Source organism: Methylosinus sp. C49, from assembly GCF_009936375.1.
Lineage (GTDB): Bacteria > Pseudomonadota > Alphaproteobacteria > Rhizobiales > Beijerinckiaceae > Methylosinus.
In genome coordinates, this window is the sequence record NZ_AP022334.1 from 88,349 (window position 1) to 111,008 (window position 22,660).

Sequence of the window (22,660 nt, forward strand, 5' to 3'; positions counted from 1 at the left end):
CACCCAGAGGTCGAGAAGGCGCTTGCGGCACCAGCCCGCCATAGAGTCGTTGCGCGCGCAGATCGAGAAGATCGAAGGCCGAGCCCGGCGCGTCAAATCGGTCCTTCCGTTCGGAATCGCCGACATCGACGCCCGTCTTCCAGGCGGTGGTCTCCCTCTTGGCGCGCTCCATGAGATCGCTGGCGGCGGCAATGGCGCCGTGGACGGCGCGGCCGCTGCGCTCTTCGCCGCCGGGATCGCGACGCGCACGAAAGGCAAGGTTCTCTGGGTCATCACGCGATCCGATCTCTTCGCCCCGGCGCTGGCGCAGGCGGGCTTGCCGCCCGATCGCGTGATCTATGTCGAGGCCGGCAACGACAAGACAGTGCTCGCATGTGTCGAAGAAGGCTTGCGGCACGGCGGTCTCGGCGCGGTCGTCGGAGAAGTCGCGCGTCTCGACATGACCGCGTCCCGGCGTCTCCAGCTCTGCGCCGAGGAAAGCGGCTCGATCGGGCTCGCGTTGCGGCGCTGGCGCCGGCAATCCGAAGCCGTCGACTTCGGTCAGCCGACTGCTGCGGCCACCCGATGGCGCGTCTCGGTCATGCCCTCGGCGGCTCTGCCGGTCCCCGGCGTCGGACGCCACCGTTGGCTCCTGGAGCTGATCCGTGTCCGCGCCGGTGAAAGCGCGGATTTCGAAGTGGAGGCGTGTGATGGTTCGGGTCGTCTCGCTGTTCCTGCCGAGCTGGCCCACAGACCGGCTTCGACGGCAAGCTGGCGACGCGGCGCCGCCGGCTGAGACGCCGCTCGTCCTGATCGGCCACGATGGGAGGAGGCAGGTGGTGCGGGCTGCGGATGCGGCGGCCGTGGCCGCCGGCGCGAGCGTCGGAATGCCGGCCGCCAAGGCGCGAATTCTCGTGCAGGGCCTCATCGTTCGAGATCACGACGCCGCGGCCGACGCCCAGGGTCTCGACCGTCTCGCGCTGTGGGCGCTCCGACGCTACGCGCCGATCGTCGCGGCTGATCCCCCGGACGGCTTGGTGATCGACTCCACCGGCGCCGATCATCTTCACGGCGGCGAAGAGACCATGCTCGCCGGCCTGATCGACAGGCTTTCGTCGTCCGGCGTGCGCGCGCGTGCGGCGATCGCCGACAGCTGGGGCGCGGCGCACGCCTTGGCTCGCTACGCCGCGCGGCCTGTGCTGATCGCGCCGCTCGGTCATGGCGGCTCCGTGCTGACGGGCCTTCCACTCGCCGCGCTTCGCCTGCCTGCCGACATGGTCGCGGCGCTCCATGTTCTCGGCTTCGAGCGGATCGGCGATCTCCTCGCGCAACCGCGCGCGCCGCTCACGCTGCGCTTCGGTCCGCAGCTCGGTCGCCGCATAGACCAGGCTCTGGGGACTCTCAGCGAGCCGATCGAGCCGATCCGACCCGACGAGCTGATCGAGGTGAAGCGCAATTTCGCGGAGCCTATCGGCGCGGCCGAGACCATCGCCCGCCATATCGGCGAGTTGGTCGTCCAGCTCTGCGCCGGACTGGAGGCCGAGGGGCTGGGGGCCAAGCGCCTCGACCTCATTTGTCACCGGGTCGACGATCGCGTGCAGGCGGTCCGTGTCGGGGTCGCCATGCCGGTGCGCGACGTGAAGCGCCTCACGCGGCTGCTGACCGACAAGATCGACACGATCGAGCCCGGATTCGGCATCGAAACCCTCAGCCTCGCCGCGACACTGGCCGAGCCGCTCGCGGAAAAGCAGACCCTGACCGCGATGGTCGATGACGGAGCGTCGGACGTGTCCGATCTCGTCGACACCCTCGTCAATCGCGTCGGTGAGCGTAGCCTCTACCGAGCTGCGCCGGTCGCCACCGAGACGCCCGAGCGCTCGGTGCGCCGAATTCCGCCCATGGCGCCGGACACCGGCGAGACATGGCAGGGACGCTGGCCTCGGCCATCGCGGCTGTTGCCGTCGCCCGAGCCGATCGAGACGCTGGCCGCCCTGCCGGATCATCCGCCGGTCGCCTTCAGCTGGCGCGGCGTCCGGCGACGCGTCCGCCGAGCCGACGGACCCGAGCGCATCCGCGGCGAATGGTGGCGGCGCGATGCAGAGCTGACCGCCGTGCGTGACTATTTCCGCGTCGAGGACGACGCCGGCGAACGCTATTGGATCTTCCGCTCTGGAGATGGCGAGGATCCCAACAGCGGCTCGCAGCGCTGGTTCCTGCACGGAGTGTTCGGATGAGCGGCCCATTCCGCTACGCCGAGCTGCAGGTCACGTCGCATTTTTCGTTTCTGCGCGGCGCGTCATCCTGCGATGAGCTATTCGCCCAGGCTGCGCTTCAAGGCGTCGAAGCGGTCGCCGTGGTCGACCGCAACTCGCTGGCCGGCGTCGTGCGCGCATTCGAGGCCGCCAAGACGACCGGCGTGCGCCTGATCGTCGGCTGTCGCCTCGATCTCATCGACGGCATGTCAGTGCTGGTCTATCCGACCGACCGCGCCGCCTATGGCGGCCTCTGCCGACTGCTGTCGCTCGGCAAGAAGCGCGGCGGCAAGGCGAAATGCATCCTCGAATGGGCCGATCTCGTCGCCTATGGCGAGGGCCTGATCGTCATCCTCGTTCCTGACGAGGCCGATGAGACCTGCGGCCTGAGATTGCGCCGGCTGCGCGACGCCTTCGGCGACCGCGCCTATCTCGCATTGACGCTTCGTCGGCGTCCCAATGACCAGCTTCGCATCCACGAGCTGTCGACCATGGCGACGCGGATGCGCGTGCCGAGCGTCGTCACCAATGACGTGCTCTATCACGCGCCCGACCGGCGCATGCTGCAGGATGTCGTGAGCTGCATCCGCCACGGCGTCACCATCGACGAGCTCGGCGATCGGCGCGAGCACGGCGACCGCTACATGAAGCCGCCCGAGGAAATGCGCCGGCTGTTCCCGCGCAATCCCGAGGCGGTCGCGCGCACGATCGAGATCGCGGCGCGTTGCCGCTTCGACCTCGGGGAGCTTTCCTACCAATATCCCGAGGAACGCGACGATCCGACGCTCACCCCGCAGGAGACGCTGGAGAAGCTCGTCTGGGAGGGCGCAGAAATGCGCTATCCCGAAGGCGTGCCGGAGAGCGTCCGGGCATCCCTGCGACACGAGCTGGGCCTGATCGAGAAGCTTCGATACGCGCCGTATTTCCTCACCGTGAACAGTATCGTCCGCTTCGCCCGCTCCCGAGACATCCTCTGCCAGGGCCGTGGATCGGCCGCCAATTCCGCCGTCTGCTACGTGCTCGGCGTCACCTCGATCGATCCCGGCCGCAACGACCTCCTGTTCGAGAGGTTCGTCAGCGAGGAGCGCCGCGAGCCGCCGGACATCGATGTCGATTTCGAGCATGAGAGGCGCGAGATCGTCATGCAGTGGGTGTTCGACACCTATGGCCGCGACCGCGCGGCGCTTTGCTCGACCATGATCCGCTATCGGGCCAAGGGCGCGATGCGCGACGTCGGCAAGGCGCTCGGCCTCACCCAAGATATCGTCGAGACGCTGTCGAGCCAGGTCTGGGAACAATCGGAGGGCGCCGAGGATGAACACGTCGGCGCCCTCGGCGACCGGCGCTTGCGTCTGGCGCTCGACCTCGCGCGTCAGCTCATGGGGACGCCCCGGCATCTGTCGCAACATCCCGGCGGATTCGTGCTCACCCAGGACAGGCTCGACGAGCTAGTCCCGATCGAGCCGGCCGCGATGGACATGCGGCAAGTGATCGAATGGGACAAGGACGACATCGACGCCTTGAAGTTCATGAAGGTCGACGTGCTGGCTCTGGGGATGCTGAGCTGCATGAAGCGCGGCCTCGACATGCTCGCCGATCACAAGGGAGTCCATCTCGATCTCGCCGCCATTCCAGCCGAGGACCCGCGGACCTATGCGATGATCCGGCGCGCCGACACGCTCGGAACCTTTCAGATCGAATCCCGCGCGCAGATGTCGATGTTGCCGCGGCTGAAGCCGCGGACCTTCTACGATCTCGTCGTGCAGGTCGCGATCGTCAGGCCGGGACCGATCCAGGGCGACATGGTCCACCCCTACCTGCGCCGCCGCGAAGGGCTGGAGCCCGTCGTCTTCCCGAAGCCGGAGCTCGAAAAAGTGCTCGGCAAGACCTTGGGCGTCCCGCTCTTTCAGGAACAGGCCATGCGCGTGGCGATCGAATGCGCCGGCTTCACGCCCGGCGAAGCCGACATGCTGCGCAAATCCATGGCCACGTTCAAATTCACCGGCGGCGTCTCCGGATTCAAGCAGAAGCTGATCGAAGGAATGGTCGACCGCGGCTATGAGCGCGACTTCGCCGAGCAGACCTTCCGTCAGCTCGAAGGCTTCGGCTCCTACGGCTTTCCTGAATCGCACGCGGCCTCTTTCGCGCTCATCGCCTACGCCAGCGCCTGGCTGAAATGCTGGCATCCCGATGTGTTCTGCGCGGCGCTGCTGAATGCTCAGCCCATGGGCTTCTATGCGCCGGCCCAGATCGTCAGGGACGCGGTCGCGCATGGAGTCGATGTGCGGCCGGTCTGCGTCAACGCCTCGCGCTGGGACTGTGCGCTGGAGCCGACCGAGGACGACAGCCGCTTCGCGGTGCGCCTCGGCCTGCGCATGGTCAAAGGTCTCGCCAACGCCCATGGCGGCGCCATCGTCGCCGCACGCGCCGACCGGCCCTTCGCCTCAGTCGACGATCTCTGGCGGCGCGCCGGCGTCCCGTCAGCGGCTCTCGTCCATCTCGCCGAGGCCGACGCCTTCCGTCCGGCCGTGGGGCTCGCCCGCCGCGAGGCCCTATGGGCGATCAAGGCGCTGCGGGACGAGCCGCTTCCTCTCTTCGCCGCCGCCTCCGCGCGGGAGGCGGAATTCGTGCCCGAGGTGAACGAGCCCGTCGTTACGTTGCGGCCGATGACGGCGGGCGGCGAGGTCGTCGAGGACTACGGCCATGTCGGACTGACATTGAGATCGCACCCGCTCAGCTTCCTCCGCGAGGATCTCCGGCGCCGGCGCATCGTCACCTGCGCCGAGGCCATGGCGGCGCGCGACGGCCGCTGGCTGGAAGCGGCCGGCATCGTCCTCGTCCGCCAGCGTCCTGGGAGCGCCAAGGGGGTCATGTTCGTCACCTTGGAGGACGAGACCGGCATCGCCAATCTCGTGATCTGGGCGAAGGTGCTCGAGGCGAACCGGCGCGCCATCCTGTCGGCCGGGATGATGGCGGCGCACGGCCGCGTGCAGCGCGAGGGCGACGTCGTTCATCTGGTCGCGCAGCGCATCACGGACCTCTCGGCCGACCTCGCCAGCGTGGGCAGCCGGGAAACAGCGTTTCCTCTTCCGCATGGCCGAGGCGATCAGCTCCGCAGCCGGGGCTCGATACGAGTGAAAAGCCGGGATTTTTGCTGATTGAAATCTCTACAGCCGCCTCGCGGCGACGGCTGCGTCGAGATAAGTCGACGCAGCCGCCAGGGTCGAGAGCGCATCAGCGATTTTGGAGCGCAGATGTCTCCTCGACGGGCGATGACCCGCGCGCCGAGAAGGTTGAGATCTGCGGAGATCCGCTCGCCCTTTCGTGACGCGATCTTTTATCGAAAGATCAATGTCCTCGGCGCGGCAAGCCGACGGTGAGCTGCTGGTCCGCGGCTTGGGCGGCGCTCGAGATCACCCGTTCGAAATTGTGGAACGCCGGTATTTCATCGAGACCCGCTCCGGGCGAGATCGAATCTCGGAAGGAGCGGAAGTAGCTCTCGAGCGTCTTGATCTGATAGCTGAGGGCGACTGCGTCACTGCGCGCAGCAATGTCGTAGGGAAAGAGACCGCCGGGGCCGGCGGGCCATGCAGCGTTGAGCTGGCGACGATCGAACGCGAGCGCATAGAGAGCCGCCTCCGTGATTGCTTCACGCGCGGTCGGCCCACCGCCGAAATCGACCGTGACGAACCCTTTGGCCAGCGCGGGAAGACGCCCGAGGGCGGCGTCCTTATTGCCGATCCCGAGCGCCTCGCAGGATTCTTTCGCGAGCAGCGGGAAGCGCTTATCGCCGGTGTAGGGGATATTTCCGACGAACAGGATTTTGAGCAGATAGTCCGGGCTGATGAAATCGCCGGAGAAGATATCCTTGAAGCGTCGGCGGCAGTGCTCGAGGAATTCCGCCGGGGCCGGCTCGCGCTCCTCGGAGCCGACGGCGCGCTGGAGGCCGAGCTCGGTCTCCAGGGCGTTGAACGCGTCGATATATTTTATTTTCCACCCCAACGCTTCGTCGCCCGTGAAGCCGAATGCGAGAAGCGTAAAGCCGTCTCGGGTCATGGCGAAGGAGCGAATGGCGCGACCCGGCACAGTCGGGTGAGCGAGCGAATTCTCCTTAAACCATTGTTTCTGTACATCCCCCAATTTTGGGGAATGGAGAAGATCATCGATATCGCGCAAGACATGATCATGCCTTTTGCCGAACACATCCGCGACCTGGCGACTGTCCGCGAGGACGGCTCCATCCATGATGGAGACGAGACTTTCGATCGGCAGGTTCTGCGCGGAACCGCCGGCTTCATGGTTTTGATGATCTGACATCTTCAACTCCGCATTTGAAATAACAGCTGTTTTCCGAACAGCCGTGCTGCGCCGGGGGCTTTGCCCGGGCGCCACGAGAATCAGCTTGCGAGTGATGTGCGCGAATATGAAGCGCCGTGTCGGTCGGAAATTCGCGCAAGTGGCCGCTCAAAAAAATTCATCGGCCCGCGCCGCGCACGCCGAATTCCACGCCGGCGGCCCCTTCGAATTCAACTTTTGCGCATTTTCCTGCGCATCAGCGCGCCTTGCGTGTGATGTTCGCCGGTTCGGCTCTGAGCGCCCCGAAGGGGCGTCCGGCACCAACGGTGCAATGGTCCATTCCCGGAGATTTTTGCTGTCCCGCTGGTGTCCCGGTTCTGTCTCGGAGGCGTCGCGGAAACGTCCCGCTCGGCGGGGGCGTCAGCAAGAAGCGGGCCGCGATGGCGGCCGGAGCGCGGCACGCGCGGCTTCTCATTCGCGCAGACGCGTCTCACGGTGACCCGTCAAGAGCGAATTTGCAAGCCGCGGGGGTCAGAGCGCGATGCAGAAAAAGACGGAACGGGTTCTCGGGCTGATCGCCCGGCCGGCGAATCGATCCGCGCTGTTCTGGTGGATGCTCGAAAACCACGATCGGATCGCTGAGGCGTCGTGCGGAACACGGATGGACTGGCGGAGTTTGTGCGCGGAATTCGCGGCGATGGGAATGGGCGACACGACTGGCAAGCCGGTGTCGGAGGCGAACGCCCGAAAGACCTGGTTCCGGGCGCGGCGCGAAAAGCAGCGGCGCGACGAAGCGACCAGAGCGAGCGAGGCGGCGCGGGCGGCGGCCGCCGAGGTACGAAAGACCTACCCGTCACGGCAGCCGGTGGACTTACGGCCGATGGTCGCGACGAATGGCGCGGCGAGCTCGGTCGCGAGCAGCGCCGGGGGCGGTCGGGCGCTCGCCCTGCCGAAGGCGGGCGCGCCGGGCCTTCGCGAGGGGCTGGTGCGACATCCGATCGAGCCGCAGCGGGCGGTGCAGCAGCGTGTCGCGGCCGAGGCGGACATTCGCACACACATGAGCGAGACCGGGGAGGACGGGCGTCTGACGCCGCGCGCGATCGAACTGACCATGGCGTGGAGCGGGATGCAGGCGCGCCGAGCGGACAAATGGACGGGCGTAGCGCAGGGACTGCTCGTCCTCGCGGACGAGGTGATTCTGGTCGAGTTCGAAACGGCGAGGCGACCATGACGAAGGGACAAAAAAATTCGAATTCATATTCGCACACGGTCGGCCGACGTTTGCGGCGTCGGCCCGGCCGAGACGGCGGCGGTCGAGAAGCGGAGATTATCACGATGGCGAAGGTCGAAAATCAAATCGAGGACACGGGAACCGCGGTCGCCGGCGCGCCGAAGACGGGCGAGGGCGCCGCGCTTCCGGTGCTGATCATGATGCTGGGCCGGGGTCGAGTCGGGAAGACGGCGACGGCGACGACGCTCATTCAATACTATCGGTCGGCCGGCGGACAGCTGCAGGTCTGGAACGCGGACCAGCAAAACGAGACGCACAGCCTCTCGCGTTTTCATATGGATGCGCTCGAACCGCGCCCCGGGAGCACCTTCGAGGACCGAAAGCGCTGGCTGGAGGATCGTATTCAGGACCAGAGCCGGGCGCGATTTCACGCCCTGATCGACTTTCCCGGCGGCGATTCGACCGTGCTGAAGCTGGCTCAGGAGACGCGTCTGGTTCGATTGCTGAAACGCATGGGCATTCGGCCGGTGGCGGTACATGTCGTCGGGCCGGAGAAGGCCGATCTTGATTATCTGCGCCACATGGCGGCGGCGGATGTGTTCATGCCCGAGGCGACGCTCATCGTTTTAAACGGGGGCCTCGTGCAGTCGGGTCAGTCGGTCGATCAGTCGTTTGCGGAGATCATGACGGATAGCGCCGTTCGTGACGCGGTTTCGAAGGGCGCGGTGGTGATCACCATGCCGGCGCTTCCGTGCATGTCGGAGATCATGGATCTGGGGATCTCGTTCCGCGACGCTGCGGATGGGAGGTTCGAGGGCGACGAGGAGCTGCTGTCGCTGTTCGATCGGGCTCGGACGGAGATTTTCTTGGAGGAGGAGCTGCCCGAGGCGTTGGGCGGGATTCCGCTCGCATGGACGCCCGCGGCGAAGGAGGCATGATCATGTTGGATCACACCAATCGAACGAGCGGCGCGCGAGCGCCCGAGACGGCGGCGATTACGGATCGGCTCGAAGGAGCGATCCGCGACGTCGAGCAGGCGGCTCACGGCTGGGGCGTTCGGACGAACCATCCCGAGGGCCGATTCATCGCAGTGTTCCTGGCGGCGCTGCGGGCGCTCGGGTCGCTGGTCGCCGGATCGGTGACCGAAATGCGGGAAATCGTTCGTGGCGCGCAGAGCACGACGGATGCGGAGATCGTTCGGCTTCGTGAAGCGAATCGGCTGGCGGCCCTGACGATCCGGCAGGCGGAAGTTGTTCAGGAGACGATCGTCACCAATGTCTGCAAGGACTTGGTGAAGAATCTGGTGAGCGAGTCGCAGCGATGGCTGGTGTTGGCGGAGGACAATATCTCTCGTCGGCGCACGCGCATTTTCGCGATGAAGATGAGCGCGGCGGCGGTGGCGCTGCTGTGTGTGAGCTTCTGGTCCGGCTATCAGATTCGCGTGTTGCAGGACGAGCCGGCGCTGCAATCGCTGGCGCGTTGTGCGAAGACGCCGATGCGGGTGGCGATACAGGGCCAGCCGACGGGCGACTGGGTGTGCAAGCTGGAGACGCTGGCTCCGCGGGAGTGGCGAGATTTGCCGGATGAGCTGAAGCGTCGATGGCTGACGTGGTGGCCGTTTTCGGGCTGAGGCCGAGCCGGCGGCTCTGAGACGGATCAGGGGCAGATGCGCGACGCGCGTCTGCCCCTTTCTTTTTTTCGGCCGGCGGCTTCGCAGGCGCGATTCAATCGCATGTGAAGGCGAGGATTCTCTCGATTTGGGACTTGATGAGATCGCCGTGACACGGCTTGTCGAGCGGAGCGCCGTGACACCAGCACATGAGGATGAGGCGCTCGCCGGCGCGCACGCGCTCGGCGAGTTGTTCGGTCGCGGCGGCCATCGGCCCGCTGCGCGCGAGGTCGGCGTCGTATTTCTTCTTATAGAGCGCGATGACTTCGGCACGGCGGGCGTCGTCGCGATGATTTTGGAGAATGAAGGGATTGCCGAGGATCGGATTGCATCTGTCGATATCGACGACGGCTTCGCCGGGGTGCGGCTTGGCGGCGGCGCCCTTGCTCTTGTTGCCGAGGCGGACGCTCCCCGAAGGAGCGCTCTCTCGGATTTGGTCCCGTGCGGCGGCCGCGGGGGAGGCGTCTCGATCGGGGGCGGCGAGTCGGGAATCGAGGGCGTTCATTCGCATTTCTCCTGTCAGAGTGGCGAATCCGAAGCACTGAGGGCGCTCGGTCATTCGGGATCGGGAGGCTTCCGTCTGGCGCGGCGATAGGAGGCCTTGCCTTTTTTCGGCGCGACGATTTTGGGGCGGGCGTCGAGAGCGATCTCGGCGCCGGCGTTGGCGGCGCGACGGCGCAGGGCGCGGGCAGCCTGGTTGATCGGGCGGGCGATGGGCCGGCGGGAGAGAGGCATAGCGATGACTTTCGTGGTGGCGAGGTGAGCGGCGAACTACGTGCGTCGCTCTCGTTGTCGAGTTGATAGGTCACTAAAATGCGGAAGCCTCAAGGCTCCCGCAGGTCTATCGTCAAGGATCGAAGGCGGCGATTTCGGCGTCGGGCGATTTTCGCGCTGCGGGCTCGGCGCGATCTGCGGCTTGCACGAATTGGGCGACGAAGGTGAAGCTCGTTCCCGATTTGCCAGTGAACGGTTTCCAATAGCCGCGCAGGTCGAGCGTTGCGCCGATCGCATATCCGGCGACGATCGTGTCGAATTCGTCGCGGCTCATATGGTCGGGGGCGTACCAGACGGCGCGGGCCTCGCGGCCGTTCGGCTGGTCGCCATAGAGATGGACGGCGCAATCGCCGGCGATGGTGAAGCGGGCGTCCGGGTGATCGGTGAGGGTGAGGCGGAGGGCGTCGCGGGATCGCAGCAGGCGACTTGTGTGGTCGGCGGCGATGGCGTCGGCGCGGCGGCGCTGTTCCTGCTCGCGCTGCTCGGCGGCGTTCGGGCGGCGGAGCTTGGTGAAGTCGAACATGTCGTTCTCCATCGAGTTCGCGAGAGAGGGAGGCGGGGCGCTTTCGCTCCGCGCCCGGCGGCTTCAGCCGAAGGCTCCCATTTCGGCGGCGGCGGACTTGCGCTCGACGGTCTCGCTTTCGCGCCGCGCGACATAGGGCTTCCAATCCTCGCCGGTGATTTCGAGGTAGGCGTCGATGGCGCCCTGAGCGGCGGCGAGCATGGCGAGCGTTCTTGACGGCGACGCTGGGTGCGCCAGAGAAACGGCCGAGGCCGGGCGGAGTCCCGGCGTCGGCCGGGAAAGAGATTTCGTCTTTGTGAGGGAAGCGCAGCTTCGCTCTGAAAAGGGCATGCGGAGGCATGCGCGGAAACGCATCCGCGCGCGGGAGCGCGTTGAGGAAAAAACGTCGTCAGGCTCTTGGAATGCGGTGATTATTCGCGGTGACGGCCGGCGCGCGCGAAAGCGATCGTCACCGAAGGCCGAGACGTCGCTCGCGACGGCTCGGCGAGCGCCGCCTTCGGCGCGAGTAGAGCGCGGTTCCGAATTATCGGAATTCGCCCAAGGGGATCAGTGGATGAAGAGCTTCCCGACGATGAGGAGCTGGAAGGCGAGCAGGAAACCCATCATCCATTTGAGGACGCGGACGTCGGCTTTGGTGTCGGCGCTATCGGCCTGCAGGGAGGTTTTGACGTCGGCGATTTTAAGCTCGAGGTCGTGTTTTGCGGCCTCGACATCGACTTTGGTCGCGGCTTGGGTGTCGATCAATTCGGCGAGGGCCGAAACCTGGTCGACGGAGAAGCCGGAGGCCTGGAGTTTGAGGATGGCTGAGGCGCTCATAGGGGAAATCCTATCATAGGAGTTGAGATAGAAGAAGGGGTGGAGCTGGGCAAGAGGGCGAGCTCTGAGCGCTGGGACCGGGAGGTCCCAGCGCTCAGAGCGGTTCGTTTAGGATTTCGCGTCGCCCCTTTCGAGCTCGCGGATGCGGGGGGCGGGGACCTTTCGATCCCCGCCACTCTGGCTCAGCCGAAGGCTCCCATTTCGGCGGCGGCGGACTTGCGCTCGACGCTTTCGGTCTCGCTGTGGGCGACGTAGGGCTTCCAATCCTCGCCGGTGATTGCGAGATAGGCTTCGACGGCTCCCTCGGCGGCGGCGAGGAGGGCGTAGGCCTGCATGGCGAGATCGGCGGCGAACTGGCGAGCGCGCTGGGCCTTGGACTCGAAGCCGGCGGGGGCGTCGCGATCCTCGTCGCGGGGGTCGTTGGCGAGCTTGCTGGTGAGGGACCGGGCCTCCGTCAGCTTTTCGGAGTAGAAGCGCCCGGCTCCCTGGGCGGAAGCGACGTAGGTTCCGACGACGCGCTGAAAGTGCATTTTGGTGGCGGTCTCGTTGAGCGCTTCGTCGAAGGCGGTCCAGGTCTTGCGGAGCAGCGTGTCGTGGGCCTCGCGGATGCCGGAGAAGTCGGGCACGGAGAGGGCAAAGGCTGCGGCGACGTTCGTCGCGATCGCGTCGTCGGGGCAGAGGAGGCGCGCGCTCTCGAGGGAGATCTGGGGACGAGCGGGCTTATTGCGTTTCGCAGCGGACGTTTGGGGACGCTTGGTCATGATCGTGATCCTGATTTTCTGGGCCGGGGGTTTCGCCGGCCCGATGCCGGTTTGTTCCCCTCGGTGCGATCCCTGAAAGCCTGGCCTAGAGAGCGGGCCTGCACCCGCAGCCGGCGCCCATCGGGCGGCGGCGGAGGGCCGTAGCAAAGCGGAGGACGGCAAGACGCCAATTTTTTTGCTTGGCGATGCAAAGATGTCCGGGGCGAAGGAAAGAGGCCGGCGCTTGCGCCGGACACGAAAAGAGCGCCCCGGCATCGGCGGAAAAAAATTGGCGTCTGCCGTTGCGGGCACGGTCGGCCAGGCTTAGGGACGCACACAACCGAGGGGGCAAACCGACGCATCGGGCTCGCATGGCGAAACTCCCCCAGAGAAATCACGCGATCTTCGCGACCGAGCGCGCTCTCCGAACGCCGCGACTGCGAGACGCATCCCGCCGACCATCGATCGACCGGAGCGCGCCGACGACTGCCGACGCGCGCGACGAACCGTCGACTGCCGCGGCCTCGGCCTCGATTGCCCGACGACCGCCCGCGGCCCATGACGCGCTCTGCAACCGGACCGCCCACGGCGCTCGACGAGACGGCCGACCCAGCACATCGGCGCGTCGGACCGACCGAGGCGCGCACTGCCGGGGTCCAGCTTTCTCGGAGACAGCGACGAGGCTTTCACCCCGACAGCGCGCTCGCCATCGACAGCGACGAGGGCGCGCCCGCCGTGCGAGAGACCCTTGGCCTGCGCTCGCCTTCGCGCCGAGCCATGCAGGGCTACGCCCGCCGCCTGCCGGGGAGCCGTCTCGCCGATCCCAACGGCGGGATTGGCTGCCCACGGCGCCGCGAGATTGCGGCGAGCACAAATCCGACGCCCGCTGAGCGCCCGGCCCGAGCGGCGGGATCGAAAGGCGCCCGCCTCTCCGCACGCCTGCCTCTTCATAGTGAGGGACGCGAATCTTCGTTCTGAAAACCGCAAACTGCGCAAGACCTTTGGAAGGCTAAGGATTGTTCGCGCGTCGGATCAGTTCGCGCCAAATTCGATTTCAACATTCGCGCAAATTTCGCGGAGCCTGTCGGCGGCGCGTCGGAATTCCGGCATGGGCTGGAGCGACGCGCGGCGAGGACTGCGAAATGGCGATCTTCTATCTCAATGTCATCACGGTGAGCCGGTCCATCGGGCGAAACGCAGTGGTCGCGGCGGCCTATTGCTCGCGGTCACGGCTGCGCGATTCGCGGCGGGAGACGGTCGCGGATTTTTCTACCCTCACCGACGCCGAGCATTCGGAAATCTTGCTTCCCGCAGGCGCGCGGCCCGAGTGGTCGGATCGCGCAATCTTATGGAACGAGGTCGAGGCGGTCGAAAAGCGCGACGACGCGCAGGTTGCGCGGGAGGTGGAGATCGCGATTCCGTCCCAACTGTCGAGAGAGGACGGCGTCGCGCTCGCGTGCGAATTCTTCAACGAACAATTCGTCGAAAGGGGGATCATTGTCGATCTGAACATTCATCGCGCGGCGGGGGCGGACGGCGTCGAACGGTCCTATGTGCAGGGGCTCTTCTCGATGCGGGAGATCGTCGAGGAAGGCTTCGGAAAGAAGCGGACGGATTGGAAAGACGCCAAGCTCTTGTCGAAGTGGCGCGAGCGCTGGACGCTTCTGTCCAACAAATATCTGATCGCCGCGGGCTGCGGCCAGTTGATTCGCGCCGGAGCGGATGCGGTTCGTGGGCGCGCGCTGGAACCTTTTTTCGAAGACGAAGGGATCGAGCGGCGCGCGGAAAATCTGGAAATCGCGTGGCGCAACGGCGAGCGCCTGCTCGGTGAACCCGAGCTGGCGCTGAGGGCGTTGACCCATGCGAGCGCCAGCTTCTCGCGCCGCGAGATGATCGCATTCGTGAGCAAGCACACTGCAGGCAAAGAGCAATTCGAAACGGCGCTGGCGCGCGTCGAATGTTCGGTCGAGCTGGTGCGGCTCGCCGGCGGCGAGAGTTTCAGCACGCGCAGCCTCGCAGCGACCGTGCAATGCAGAAATGATGAATCCATGAGTGGTTCCGACGCCTTAGGCGAGGTGAGCGCGACGGAGACGAGCCGCTCGCTGGAGGAGGCGATCGCGCAATGGGAGCGCGCGGGCCTGCGGCTTCGTGGAGTGGGCTTGACATATGAGACCGCGAAGGCGTTCGAGAAGCGATCGGGCATCAAGAGCGTCGGTGTTCACGGCCTTCTCGGGCGGTGGAAGAAGAAGCAGGATCGGCTGGCGGCGACGGACGTGCTGGTCGTGAATGACGCCAAAGGCTTGAGCGCGCGGCAGAAGGAATGGATGTTGCGTGCGACGCGCGCGGCGCGGGCGAAGCTGGTGTTGATCGACGGGATCCAACTTGTCGAAATCGACGGCGGCGCGACCGGACTAAGCCCGGAAGAAATGACGGCCGTGAGCGGTTGACGCCTGTCGAGCCGGATACACATCCGTCGATCGGAGGCCATTGTCAGTGCAAGAATAGGCATTTGGAGAGAAGCATCGATGAACGCCCGCATTAAATTGACCGATGTCGATCGCCCGCGAGAACCGCTCGAGGTCGAGGTGGTGGAGTCGAACGCGCGCACGATGATCGTGGCGGTTCCTGGAACGATCATGGAATTTCAGTTGCGACGTTCGCAGGATGGCGCGTCATTCGAGGGCGCGAACGGCGGGCGGTATTTCCGCTACGATCCGAGCGCGGCCACGTCGCGGGAGAAAACGAGCGCGGCGTCGACGCGGAGAAAAGTCGCCGCCGTGTGACTTGTCCTCTTATATTCAATAAGTTGTCGTTGCATCTCAACTCTGCGTCTGATTTGATGAAACGATCAGCGACCGGAGAGTGGCCACGCGCAGCGAATTGACGCCCGGCATGACGAATGTCGTGCGCTTTCCGATCGAGCGGCGGGCAAAACCGTCGATAGAGCTCGTGCGCGATATCGCACCGGATTCGCGAGAAGTCTCCTTGGTGATCGAGTCGTTCGGATTCGACGACGACATCGATGACGTTCGCGACGCGGCCGATCGAAAAATGACGGAATTCATCACCGTTACGGTGTGTCGCGAGCCTGGCGCGCAGCGGCGGGCGGAGCTCGACCTCCTGCTGCAGCCGATCGTCGAACGCGCGGTGTCGCTGTGCCGCGACGCGCATGACGCCTCGCTGGCCGCAGTGAAGACGCAGCGCCTGGTGGTCGAGGCGCAGTCGGAAGGCGCCTATTGGCTGACGCCCCTCAGCGAACGGGCCTCGGCGCAGACCTTCTACGCCGCGCGACTGCTGGTCGACGCGCATGTGGCGTGTCAGCGCGCGGCGGGCGCGTCGCGCGCGATCGAGATCGCGAAGCGCGGCGAGACCTGGGCGCCGTTCGACTTGCACGCGGAAGCACTCGCGATGTGCGACGACGAGCTCGCGGCGAGGGAGTCGAATCGTTGAAGCGCTCGCGACCAGGGCGCACAAAAATAGAGACGAGGAAAGGCGTCGAGCCTTCCCTGCGGCCGATCTATCAATAGGGAATGGCGTCACCCGGACCGGCAGACGCGGTCCTTTGCCGGCGCCCGAAGGAGTCGTCCCGCGCATCGGCGTCGCGGTGCTCGCTGTCGCGATTTTCGGCGGCTTGCGCGAGGCGCGAAAAATCGTTGCAGATGAGATCGACGGTGAAGACGCGCTCGCCATCGTCGCGCTCATAGCTGTTCTGGCGGACGCGGCCGCGTGCGTGAACGAGGTCGCCTTTGCCGATATGTTTTTCGATGTGTCGAACGATCGAGGTGGAGAAGACGACCACCTCATTCCAGTGCGGGTCGTCCCGCCACTCTCCGCCCTCGTCCTTGTAGGAGTAGTTGGACGCGCTGGTCACATGCGTGGTGGAGCCGACCTTCTTGATCACGCCGACGCGTCCGATGAGCTGAAACTCTGCTATGTTTTTCATGTCTCTTCTCCGAGCGGGGCCGCAGCTCGATGCACGGCGTTCACGAACAGCCGGAAAGGCGATCCGGAGCCTCCGGCCGCAAGGACGGAGGTCGAGCTTCAGCGCTGAGCTCCTGGAGACGCTGAATTTTGTGGCGCGAGGAATGTCTGCGCCGCCCCGCCGTTGGAGGCGAGGCGGCGCGGACAGGGGAAAATTCTGTGGCGCCTGGAGCCGAAGGACTCGACGACGGCTGTAGAAGGCCGACGTGCAATCGGGCTTTACGGCTTCGCGCTCGATTTCGATTCTTCATTCCTCTCTTTTTTTAAAATCTACGATCGCCCAAGCGCACGCGGGAGGACGAGGCCGCGGAGCGCCTGCAGGGGCGACGACCGGTCTCCGCTACCGGGAGCCCTTCGCTATCGAAGATCGCCAAAAGCGCATCGACGAAACGCAGCCGAAAGATTCGCGACGATGATTTCGTGGTTGACAGGAATTTCACATTCGCACTGTTGCGAGCAATGTTGAGAGCCTTCTGCAAAAGGAGGTCTCATGTTGCGAAAGATGAATGTGTCCCCTCCGCGCGACGGCGGTGGAGGAAACGGTGAGCGGCGCGATCGGCGCGTCGACTCATGCCGATTGATCGTGGCGGCGCTGGCGGCGATCGCTGGATGGCCGCTCTTGGGGAAGGCGCCGGCAAGCGCCGATCCGACTCCCGTCGTCGAACGCGGATTGCCCGCTGCGGTTATCCCGACCTATCGCGAGAAAGGAGCGCCGAATTTCAGCTATCCGACCGGCGGGTCGGAGACGGGTGGCGGGAACGGAGGCGGAGGAGGGAATGGCGGAGGCCACGGCTATAACGGCGACGGTGGAATCGGCCCCGGCACGATCGCGACCGACTACAGTCACTACAATGGCCAGAGCGTCGGAAGCGGACAGTGCGTCGCGCTGGCGCAGGCGACGTCGGATGTCGGCCTCACATCGACCTGGGTTCCCGGAGAACAAGTTCAGGGTGCCAGCGACATTGCAACGGGGACCGTGATCGCGACATTCGGCGAAGATGGAACCTACACGAATACGCCGGGCCAAAGCCACACTGCGATATACCTTGGCCAGAACGACCAAGGCATTCAAGTGATGGATCAGTGGAGCGGTCAACCGGCGCACTATCGAACGATCCCTTGGACAACGAGCAACCAGTATGAATCAGGGAGCCAATTCTATGTCGTATCTCACTAAGCCGCTCGCGGTTGGTCTCGCGCTCCTGTTTAGCCACCAGGCGCACGCAGCGTCATTGTGCAAGGCCGGGCTGTCGGGGATCACGCTCATCGAAGGGAATTTCGATCCGCCTGCGTCGATGACGCCGGATACGGAGCGTTTCAAGCCTGGAGGTCGATGGCCGGATGACTTGATCGAGCAGGGCTGGTACAATCTGAGAAAAGTCCATGCCCCGCTGAGATTGGTGTGCCGATACAAGGATGGCAAGCAGGAGACTCTGCTCCTTCCCAATGGAACCGACGCCTGTGTGTTGAAGCCCGGGCTCATAGTCAATTGTAAGTGAGAGCCAGCAGTGTAGCCGGGCGTTCCCCCGGCGAACGATGATGCGGATCGCGACCGGGAAATACGACGCATTCCCCGGTCGCGCGAACTTTTTCGTGGCGAGCGGACGCTTTTTCGATCGAGCAAAACTTTCCTCGAACGGCTGACTCCCTATTCGCGCAAGTGGACCGCAACATTGCAATGCGGACGACGTTTGAACGGCCGCCTGCAATTCGGGAGGCCTTCATGAATAGAGAATCATCGTCGCCGCAGATTCATCCGAACGCAAATCGGGCTTCGAATGCACTGGTCGCATTCTTTGCCGACGCCATTACGATAGGGATCGGAGCGGGCGCGCTGGGAGGCGCTGTCGCCGGCACTGTCGTGCTTCTGTTGGACGGTTCGAGCGCCATTCGAGAGCGCGTGTCCAACGCGCCGATGACTCATTCGGCTTCGCGCGTGAGCGACGATTTGGCGCGACTGTTCGAGAGAAGTGCGAGGGAGCGAAGCGAAGCTTCGGAATCCCAGGTCGCCGGCATGAATCTGTCGCAACAGGAGCGGACGGCGCCGCGCTTGAGCTTTCTAAGCGATGAATGAACGCGGGAGCACCTTACCCTCGCAAGCGGAGAGTGGCGCTGCGAGCGAGCGCAGTCTCGACACACTCCGGCGCCATCTGCGTCCGATTTTCGTCGCGGGCGCCAATGCCGGACATAACCCATTACGCGGCGATGGGTCGAAGCCGTAACTTGCGCTCAGACAACCGCGGCAGAGACGGATATTTGGTCGCTTGCTTGCACATGCCGAGATCGTCGTGAAGGATCAGGGTGCGCACCGCGATATTGCGAATGCGCCCGTCACGGAGGGACCGCACGAGAGCGACATCGGAGCGGCCGCTCACAAAGACGTCCTCCCATTTGCCGGTGGCGACGCTGCGGCGAGAGGCGGCGACGACACCGTTCAAGAACGCGAGAACGATCCAAGGATTACGGCACATCGGCGCGCCGCGATATCGGTCGCGCCAATATGAGTCATTCTGCAGATAGTAGATGGAACCGACGGCGATCACGCCGACGCCCTTCGGATTATCGCCGCCTTGACGGCGCTGTGCATAATACCGTCGAATCATTTCGGATCTCCAAAGCAGAAGGCGTGTTGCGTCAGTCCGCCCAGGCGGCGACGCGGAGAACGGAACCGTCTTTGAAAGCGCCCCTAACGCCGACGAGCGCCCGAATTCGTTGGATCGCCACATTCGCGTCGCGGCGGTCGAGGTAGGACGCTTCATAGAGTTCGTAGGCTTCCGTCCTCGGCTGAGGACGGGGCGATCGGCTATTGGTCAGGGAGTCGATGCGCCAGCTCCCATCCTGGAATTGAAACGCGTACATGGTCGGACCTCCCATCCTCGGCGACTGGCTCCCCTTGGACACGGCCGGCGTCGAGCCGGCCGCGCCATCGCCGCTCTCAGGCGAATTCCTCCGATTGGTGATCCTCTTCGGGATCGGGGTCCTCGTCGGAGCCGCCGATCTCGGGATCGGGACCGTCGACATTTCCATCGTCGTCCTCGACGCCTTCGGTCGCCCGGGCAATCTCGCTCGCGATCTCCTCCTCGGAGAGGGCGAAGCGCGCGGCGGGAAGAACGTAGGTTCCCCCGGAGACCTGCTCGATGAGAGCGGCGCGCGTCTCCTTGGCGCGGGGACGCGGCAGCACGGAGTGCGCCGCGGCGGCCTTTTCGAGCGCGGTCTTCGAAAGCGACGACAGAAAATCGTCCGTCGCCATATTCGGGAGATGCGCGTCCGCGCCGATCGCGTCTCCGACGAGGCGGGCGGCGACGCCGCTCGAATGATAGCCGGGGCGGCAGTTGAGAACATGGGCGAGCATGTCGCGAGCGGCCTTCCGAACGAGGGCGGCGTCTTGGGTGATGCGGCCCTCATTGGCGAGTCGATGCGCCAGGCCTCGACGCAGGCGCGAGGAATAGCCGCTGGCTTTCACATCGACATTGTCGGCGGCGAAGGCAACGACGAGCAGACCGAGAAGCGTGAAATCGTCGATCTCGTTTTCCGCGAGCGCTCTGACGAGGGCGTCGGTGCGGAAATCGCCGATGATCGCGAGACCTTTTTGCGTGATCTCGGGGCGGGTGCGAGCGGGCTCGGCGAGCGTCTCGGAGGCGCCGCCGGGGGTGGCAGTCTTTCCCTTCTTCGGCTCCGCCTTGGGCATGCGGAAGACGATTTCCTTCACCGATCCGTCGCGGGTGTCGACGAAATGGCCGATCATGTCGCTCTTTCTCGGCTGTCCCCAGACCCGCTCGGCCTTCGGCGGCAGCTTGCCCTGGCCGTATTCGTCGATTTGGAGAACGATCCCATTTTTCGGGAGATTCGCTTCGACCCATGCGGCCTGCGCGGCGAAGAACGCCTCGACCTGGGTGGTGTAGCGGTTGTCCTGATCACCCTGCTCGAACAGGTCGTCCTCCCACACGATGCCGAAAGCCTGCTCTTCGTCGGGGCCGAACTTCGCGATCTTGGCGTAGAGACGTCGCTTGGTCAGCGCGCGAGCGACTTCGTGCCAAATGACCGTCTCTTGGCCCTTCTTCGGCTTGTGCTTCTTCCAGATGGACGCCTGCTCGTCGGCGCCGGCGGCGGCGATGGTGCGCAGGTGGCTCTCCTGCGGCATGTCGCCCTTGGCGATCTGGTCGAGAATCGCCGGATGGATGTTCGCGAGCAGGCGCAATTTCTTGATCGTCCGCACGGGCAGGGCGAGGGCGTCGCCGATCGCCTCTTCCGTCCAATTATCGGAAATGAGCGCTTCGATCGTGCGCCATTGGTCGACCGGCCCCATCTGTGCGCGAACGACGTTCTCGGAGAGCGAGCGAAGATTGTCGGCGCCGTCGTCGGGGCCGCGGACGAGAACGATGATTTCGGAGAAGCCTGCTCCGATGGCCGCGCGCACGCGCCCGTGGCCCGCGACGATGACGAGATCGTCGCCGTCCGGACGCACCACGGGCGGCTGCGTAATGCCGGTGGCCTTGATATTGGCGATCATTTGCCGATCGGCGTGCTCGCCGGGGGCGGTCCGACGGGGATTGTTGGGATTGGGCTTGAGAGAGCGCGGATCAACGTGGCGTAGCTCCAGGCGGACGCGGCCATGCCCCGGCGCGGTGGCGATATCGGCGCCGCCTTTCGCCTCGACGTCGGCGACGATTTGTCGATCGGTCTGCTCGCCGGGAGCGGCGTGGCTGTGATTGTTGGAATCGGGCTCGTGAGAGCGCACATCGATGTTAGGCTGTGCCATGATGATGATCTCCTCTTTCAATTCGGATTGCCGATCTTCCTTTCGAAGACGAGGATCGAACGCCCCGATCGCGGACGGCGGGGCAAGAGCGCGCGGCACGCGCGGGAGCTCAGCGACGAACTCTTGCGGCGGCGGCCGCGAATGGGGCAAATCGCTCTTTTTCTTCTTCTCGATTTTCGTGCTCGTTCCGCTCGGGGCTGGCGGCTTCTCTCCTATCGGCGCGAGGAGGCGCGTCGTTCATTCGGAGAAATCGAACAGTGAGCCTTGGCGAAGGACCGCTGTCGGCGCTGTCGCCGGCGCGGTCAGATCGGAGCGAGTATCCGGTCGGAGGCTTGGTTCGTATTTGGCTTTCAGACGCTCGAGCAATCCGCGCTCTCGACGAGCGACGTCACTGTCGCGCTGCGCCTTGACGATCGCGAGAAGGTTCACCATCGTTATCCTCGATTGAACGAGCATCTCGACGTCGCAAAATGTAAATTCCGCGGAACCGCAACAGGGCCACTGCAGCGTTTCTTCGAGGAACGCGATCCTTCTTTCAGAATCGGGAAAGAAGTGCTCGAAGAATTGATGCTTGTCGTAGTGAGCGATATGCCCAAAGCTGTTGGAGAGGCGGACATAAAGTCGATCGATGAAGCCGCTCCTCGGACAATCGTCGGCGAGGAATTTAAGCAGCGCGTTCGCGAACCAGGCCTTGTCCTCGGCCGTATAAAACTTCGTCGAGGTGAAGTCGGCGGCGGTCAGTTGTGGCGTTCGGAGAGATCGAATGATTGCGGGCGGGAGCATCGAAGGTCTCCTGATTGGAACGGGGCGGAAGCGATGAGCGGCGATGCAGGCTCCTTCGGATCGCCGGCGCCGAGGTGCTCGGACCAGGACCAGCGCCGCCCGAGCCCGCGAGTGGTCGTGAGACCGCGACGGTGCGCGCGCCGCTCCATCTCGATCGAGATCGCCGCCAGCTCGGGATGCGTCGCTGCGAGCCAGTCGACCTCGTGCTTCTTCGAGGCAGGGCACATGAAGCAGGAAGATTTCAGGGGGGTCGGCAGGCCTTCGTCGGCAATGACGCGTTCGCAGATTTCGCGCGTCCAGCCCGATTCGGCGAGCGGATAGCGGTAGCGATGGCCCGGCGGCCATTTGCCAGAGGCCTTGGCGATGCGCTTGGCGTCGGCAGGTCCGGCGTCATATCCGATAAGCTTCGTGACGTATGGCCCATGTCTCCATCGGCGCAGGCGCCGATCCCAACCCAAGTGATCGCGCGTGAACGCCCATTGGGGGTCCACTTTCCACTTCAGGGAGCAGGAATGGCCGCCGTAAGCGAGCGACGGAAGAATGCTTTTGCGCAAGCATTCGTCGTGCAATGAAACATCGCCCGCGCGCGGGCTTCGCCGGCGGACGATGGTGATGGGCGGAAACGCATTGGCGGCGAGCCACGCGCCGATGACGCCGAGATAGGCTTTTGTTTCGGGCTTTTCCGACCCGGTGTCGGCGAAGAGGATCAGATTCGGCGTGACCTTGTGGTTGCGCAGGCCGATCAGCATCGCCGTGCTGTCGACGCCGGCTCCGTAAGCGACGATGATCGGATCGCACCCCAAAGAGGCGCGAAACGCGCGAGAAGAGGCGTGAGCGAGAAGCGTCACGGGATTTTC

The 22,660-nt window shown here is 64.9% G+C and carries 24 protein-coding genes; 12 read left to right on the top strand and 12 right to left on the bottom strand.

Annotated features, from left to right (window positions below; all coding sequences use genetic code 11):
- Window positions 1-22: 22 nt before the first annotated feature.
- The 3 genes from GYH34_RS19885 to GYH34_RS19895 are packed head-to-tail and all read left to right on the top strand — an operon-like array spanning window position 23 to window position 5,389.
- Window positions 23-775: an ImuA family protein gene (locus GYH34_RS19885; RefSeq protein WP_161915333.1), complete on the top strand. Its 753-nt coding sequence runs from the start codon at window positions 23-25 to the stop codon at window positions 773-775.
- A complete protein-coding gene (locus GYH34_RS19890; protein ID WP_161915334.1) occupies window positions 690-2,213 on the top strand; it encodes a DNA polymerase Y family protein in 1,524 nt (507 codons plus the stop codon). Before GYH34_RS19885 ends, GYH34_RS19890 begins: the two co-directional genes overlap by 86 nt.
- Window positions 2,210-5,389, top strand: coding sequence for an error-prone DNA polymerase (locus GYH34_RS19895; RefSeq protein WP_161915335.1), 3,180 nt, complete (start codon window positions 2,210-2,212; stop codon window positions 5,387-5,389). The genes GYH34_RS19890 and GYH34_RS19895 overlap by 4 nt, the downstream gene beginning before the upstream one ends.
- A 190-nt stretch (window positions 5,390-5,579) precedes the next feature.
- Here GYH34_RS19895 and GYH34_RS19900 read toward each other — a convergent pair whose 3' ends face one another.
- Window positions 5,580-6,623 (bottom strand): Rha family transcriptional regulator, encoded by a 1,044-nt coding sequence (locus GYH34_RS19900; RefSeq protein ID WP_161915336.1) that lies wholly within the window; start codon window positions 6,621-6,623, stop codon window positions 5,580-5,582.
- Window positions 6,624-7,068: 445 nt separating this feature from the next.
- Here GYH34_RS19900 and GYH34_RS19905 point away from each other — a divergent pair, with 445 nt between their 5' ends.
- From GYH34_RS19905 to GYH34_RS19915, 3 genes are read left to right on the top strand one after another with little or no spacing between them, the layout of a single operon-like run.
- Window positions 7,069-7,758: a hypothetical protein gene (locus tag GYH34_RS19905; protein ID WP_161915337.1), complete on the top strand. Its 690-nt coding sequence runs from the start codon at window positions 7,069-7,071 to the stop codon at window positions 7,756-7,758.
- Entirely contained in the window at window positions 7,677-8,696 is a 1,020-nt protein-coding gene (locus GYH34_RS19910) for a hypothetical protein (RefSeq protein ID WP_161915338.1), read from the top strand. Before GYH34_RS19905 ends, GYH34_RS19910 begins: the two co-directional genes overlap by 82 nt.
- A gap of 2 nt (window positions 8,697-8,698) precedes the next feature.
- Window positions 8,699-9,388, top strand: a complete 690-nt coding sequence (locus tag GYH34_RS19915; protein ID WP_161915339.1) for a hypothetical protein — start codon at window positions 8,699-8,701, stop codon at window positions 9,386-9,388.
- Between the two features lie 94 nt (window positions 9,389-9,482).
- Here the strand turns inward: GYH34_RS19915 and GYH34_RS19920 are convergent, their stop codons facing one another.
- The 6 genes from GYH34_RS19920 to GYH34_RS19945 form a co-directional block, all read right to left on the bottom strand.
- Window positions 9,483-9,932, bottom strand: a complete 450-nt coding sequence (locus GYH34_RS19920) for a DUF4326 domain-containing protein (protein WP_161915340.1) — start codon at window positions 9,930-9,932, stop codon at window positions 9,483-9,485.
- A gap of 50 nt (window positions 9,933-9,982) precedes the next feature.
- Window positions 9,983-10,162 carry a hypothetical protein gene (locus tag GYH34_RS19925; RefSeq protein WP_161915341.1) on the bottom strand — a complete coding sequence of 60 codons (180 nt, stop codon included), beginning with the start codon at window positions 10,160-10,162 and terminating at the stop codon, window positions 9,983-9,985.
- 112 nt (window positions 10,163-10,274) lie between these two features.
- Window positions 10,275-10,724: a hypothetical protein gene (locus tag GYH34_RS19930; RefSeq protein ID WP_161915342.1), complete on the bottom strand. Its 450-nt coding sequence runs from the start codon at window positions 10,722-10,724 to the stop codon at window positions 10,275-10,277.
- Window positions 10,725-10,787: 63 nt separating this feature from the next.
- Window positions 10,788-10,925, bottom strand: coding sequence for a hypothetical protein (locus GYH34_RS19935; RefSeq protein WP_161915343.1), 138 nt, complete (start codon window positions 10,923-10,925; stop codon window positions 10,788-10,790).
- Window positions 10,926-11,270: 345 nt separating this feature from the next.
- Entirely contained in the window at window positions 11,271-11,540 is a 270-nt protein-coding gene (locus GYH34_RS19940) for a hypothetical protein (protein WP_161915344.1), read from the bottom strand.
- A gap of 182 nt (window positions 11,541-11,722) precedes the next feature.
- Entirely contained in the window at window positions 11,723-12,301 is a 579-nt protein-coding gene (locus GYH34_RS19945) for a hypothetical protein (protein WP_161915345.1), read from the bottom strand.
- 1,121 nt (window positions 12,302-13,422) lie between these two features.
- Here GYH34_RS19945 and GYH34_RS19950 point away from each other — a divergent pair.
- The 3 genes from GYH34_RS19950 to GYH34_RS19960 all read left to right on the top strand — a co-directional run bounded on the left by GYH34_RS19950 (window position 13,423) and on the right by GYH34_RS19960 (window position 15,730).
- A complete protein-coding gene (locus GYH34_RS19950) occupies window positions 13,423-14,727 on the top strand; it encodes a MobA/MobL family protein (protein ID WP_161915346.1) in 1,305 nt (434 codons plus the stop codon).
- Between the two features lie 96 nt (window positions 14,728-14,823).
- A complete protein-coding gene (locus tag GYH34_RS19955) occupies window positions 14,824-15,063 on the top strand; it encodes a hypothetical protein (protein WP_244635435.1) in 240 nt (79 codons plus the stop codon).
- A 109-nt stretch (window positions 15,064-15,172) separates the two neighbouring features.
- Window positions 15,173-15,730, top strand: coding sequence for a hypothetical protein (locus GYH34_RS19960; protein ID WP_161915348.1), 558 nt, complete (start codon window positions 15,173-15,175; stop codon window positions 15,728-15,730).
- Window positions 15,731-15,800: 70 nt separating this feature from the next.
- On the opposite strand, the gene GYH34_RS19965 is transcribed toward GYH34_RS19960, so the two are convergent.
- Window positions 15,801-16,223 carry a single-stranded DNA-binding protein gene (locus GYH34_RS19965; protein WP_161915349.1) on the bottom strand — a complete coding sequence of 141 codons (423 nt, stop codon included), beginning with the start codon at window positions 16,221-16,223 and terminating at the stop codon, window positions 15,801-15,803.
- A gap of 528 nt (window positions 16,224-16,751) precedes the next feature.
- On the opposite strand from GYH34_RS19965, the gene GYH34_RS22195 reads away from it, so the two are divergent.
- From GYH34_RS22195 to GYH34_RS19980, 3 genes are all read left to right on the top strand, one after another.
- Window positions 16,752-17,438: a BPSL0067 family protein gene (locus GYH34_RS22195; protein ID WP_256367055.1), complete on the top strand. Its 687-nt coding sequence runs from the start codon at window positions 16,752-16,754 to the stop codon at window positions 17,436-17,438.
- Window positions 17,422-17,760, top strand: coding sequence for a hypothetical protein (locus tag GYH34_RS19975; RefSeq protein ID WP_161915350.1), 339 nt, complete (start codon window positions 17,422-17,424; stop codon window positions 17,758-17,760). Before GYH34_RS22195 ends, GYH34_RS19975 begins: the two co-directional genes overlap by 17 nt.
- Before the next feature lie 224 nt (window positions 17,761-17,984).
- Window positions 17,985-18,335: a hypothetical protein gene (locus tag GYH34_RS19980; protein WP_161915351.1), complete on the top strand. Its 351-nt coding sequence runs from the start codon at window positions 17,985-17,987 to the stop codon at window positions 18,333-18,335.
- Window positions 18,336-18,456: 121 nt separating this feature from the next.
- Here the strand turns inward: GYH34_RS19980 and GYH34_RS19985 are convergent, their stop codons facing one another.
- The 4 genes from GYH34_RS19985 to GYH34_RS20000 form a co-directional block, all read right to left on the bottom strand.
- Window positions 18,457-18,864, bottom strand: coding sequence for a hypothetical protein (locus tag GYH34_RS19985; protein WP_161915352.1), 408 nt, complete (start codon window positions 18,862-18,864; stop codon window positions 18,457-18,459).
- Between the two features lie 332 nt (window positions 18,865-19,196).
- Window positions 19,197-21,020: a ParB N-terminal domain-containing protein gene (locus tag GYH34_RS19990; protein ID WP_161915353.1), complete on the bottom strand. Its 1,824-nt coding sequence runs from the start codon at window positions 21,018-21,020 to the stop codon at window positions 19,197-19,199.
- A gap of 237 nt (window positions 21,021-21,257) precedes the next feature.
- The gene (locus GYH34_RS19995; RefSeq protein WP_161915354.1) at window positions 21,258-21,803 is read right to left on the bottom strand and encodes a hypothetical protein; all 546 of its coding nucleotides are present in this window, start codon (window positions 21,801-21,803) and stop codon (window positions 21,258-21,260) included.
- A complete protein-coding gene (locus GYH34_RS20000; protein ID WP_161915355.1) occupies window positions 21,758-22,651 on the bottom strand; it encodes a hypothetical protein in 894 nt (297 codons plus the stop codon). The genes GYH34_RS19995 and GYH34_RS20000 overlap by 46 nt, the downstream gene beginning before the upstream one ends.
- Between the last annotated feature and the right edge of the window lie 9 nt (window positions 22,652-22,660).

Coding starts and splice junctions, on each gene's coding strand:
- GYH34_RS19965 (WP_161915349.1), bottom strand. CDS start 16,223: ATGAAAAACATAGCAGAGTTTCAGCTCATCGGACGCGTCGGCGTGATC.
- GYH34_RS19995 (WP_161915354.1), bottom strand. CDS start 21,803: ATGCTCCCGCCCGCAATCATTCGATCTCTCCGAACGCCACAACTGACC.
- GYH34_RS19915 (WP_161915339.1), top strand. CDS start 8,699: ATGTTGGATCACACCAATCGAACGAGCGGCGCGCGAGCGCCCGAGACG.
- GYH34_RS19935 (WP_161915343.1), bottom strand. CDS start 10,925: ATGCTCGCCGCCGCTCAGGGCGCCATCGACGCCTACCTCGAAATCACC.
- GYH34_RS19890 (WP_161915334.1), top strand. CDS start 690: ATGGTTCGGGTCGTCTCGCTGTTCCTGCCGAGCTGGCCCACAGACCGG.
- GYH34_RS19950 (WP_161915346.1), top strand. CDS start 13,423: ATGGCGATCTTCTATCTCAATGTCATCACGGTGAGCCGGTCCATCGGG.
- GYH34_RS19975 (WP_161915350.1), top strand. CDS start 17,422: ATGTCGTATCTCACTAAGCCGCTCGCGGTTGGTCTCGCGCTCCTGTTT.
- GYH34_RS19945 (WP_161915345.1), bottom strand. CDS start 12,301: ATGACCAAGCGTCCCCAAACGTCCGCTGCGAAACGCAATAAGCCCGCT.
- GYH34_RS19905 (WP_161915337.1), top strand. CDS start 7,069: ATGCAGAAAAAGACGGAACGGGTTCTCGGGCTGATCGCCCGGCCGGCG.
- GYH34_RS19980 (WP_161915351.1), top strand. CDS start 17,985: ATGAATAGAGAATCATCGTCGCCGCAGATTCATCCGAACGCAAATCGG.
- GYH34_RS19910 (WP_161915338.1), top strand. CDS start 7,677: ATGGACGGGCGTAGCGCAGGGACTGCTCGTCCTCGCGGACGAGGTGAT.
- GYH34_RS19930 (WP_161915342.1), bottom strand. CDS start 10,724: ATGTTCGACTTCACCAAGCTCCGCCGCCCGAACGCCGCCGAGCAGCGC.
- GYH34_RS22195 (WP_256367055.1), top strand. CDS start 16,752: ATGTTGCGAAAGATGAATGTGTCCCCTCCGCGCGACGGCGGTGGAGGA.
- GYH34_RS19925 (WP_161915341.1), bottom strand. CDS start 10,162: ATGCCTCTCTCCCGCCGGCCCATCGCCCGCCCGATCAACCAGGCTGCC.
- GYH34_RS19895 (WP_161915335.1), top strand. CDS start 2,210: ATGAGCGGCCCATTCCGCTACGCCGAGCTGCAGGTCACGTCGCATTTT.
- GYH34_RS19985 (WP_161915352.1), bottom strand. CDS start 18,864: ATGATTCGACGGTATTATGCACAGCGCCGTCAAGGCGGCGATAATCCG.
- GYH34_RS19990 (WP_161915353.1), bottom strand. CDS start 21,020: ATGGCACAGCCTAACATCGATGTGCGCTCTCACGAGCCCGATTCCAAC.
- GYH34_RS19960 (WP_161915348.1), top strand. CDS start 15,173: ATGACGAATGTCGTGCGCTTTCCGATCGAGCGGCGGGCAAAACCGTCG.
- GYH34_RS19940 (WP_161915344.1), bottom strand. CDS start 11,540: ATGAGCGCCTCAGCCATCCTCAAACTCCAGGCCTCCGGCTTCTCCGTC.
- GYH34_RS19920 (WP_161915340.1), bottom strand. CDS start 9,932: ATGAACGCCCTCGATTCCCGACTCGCCGCCCCCGATCGAGACGCCTCC.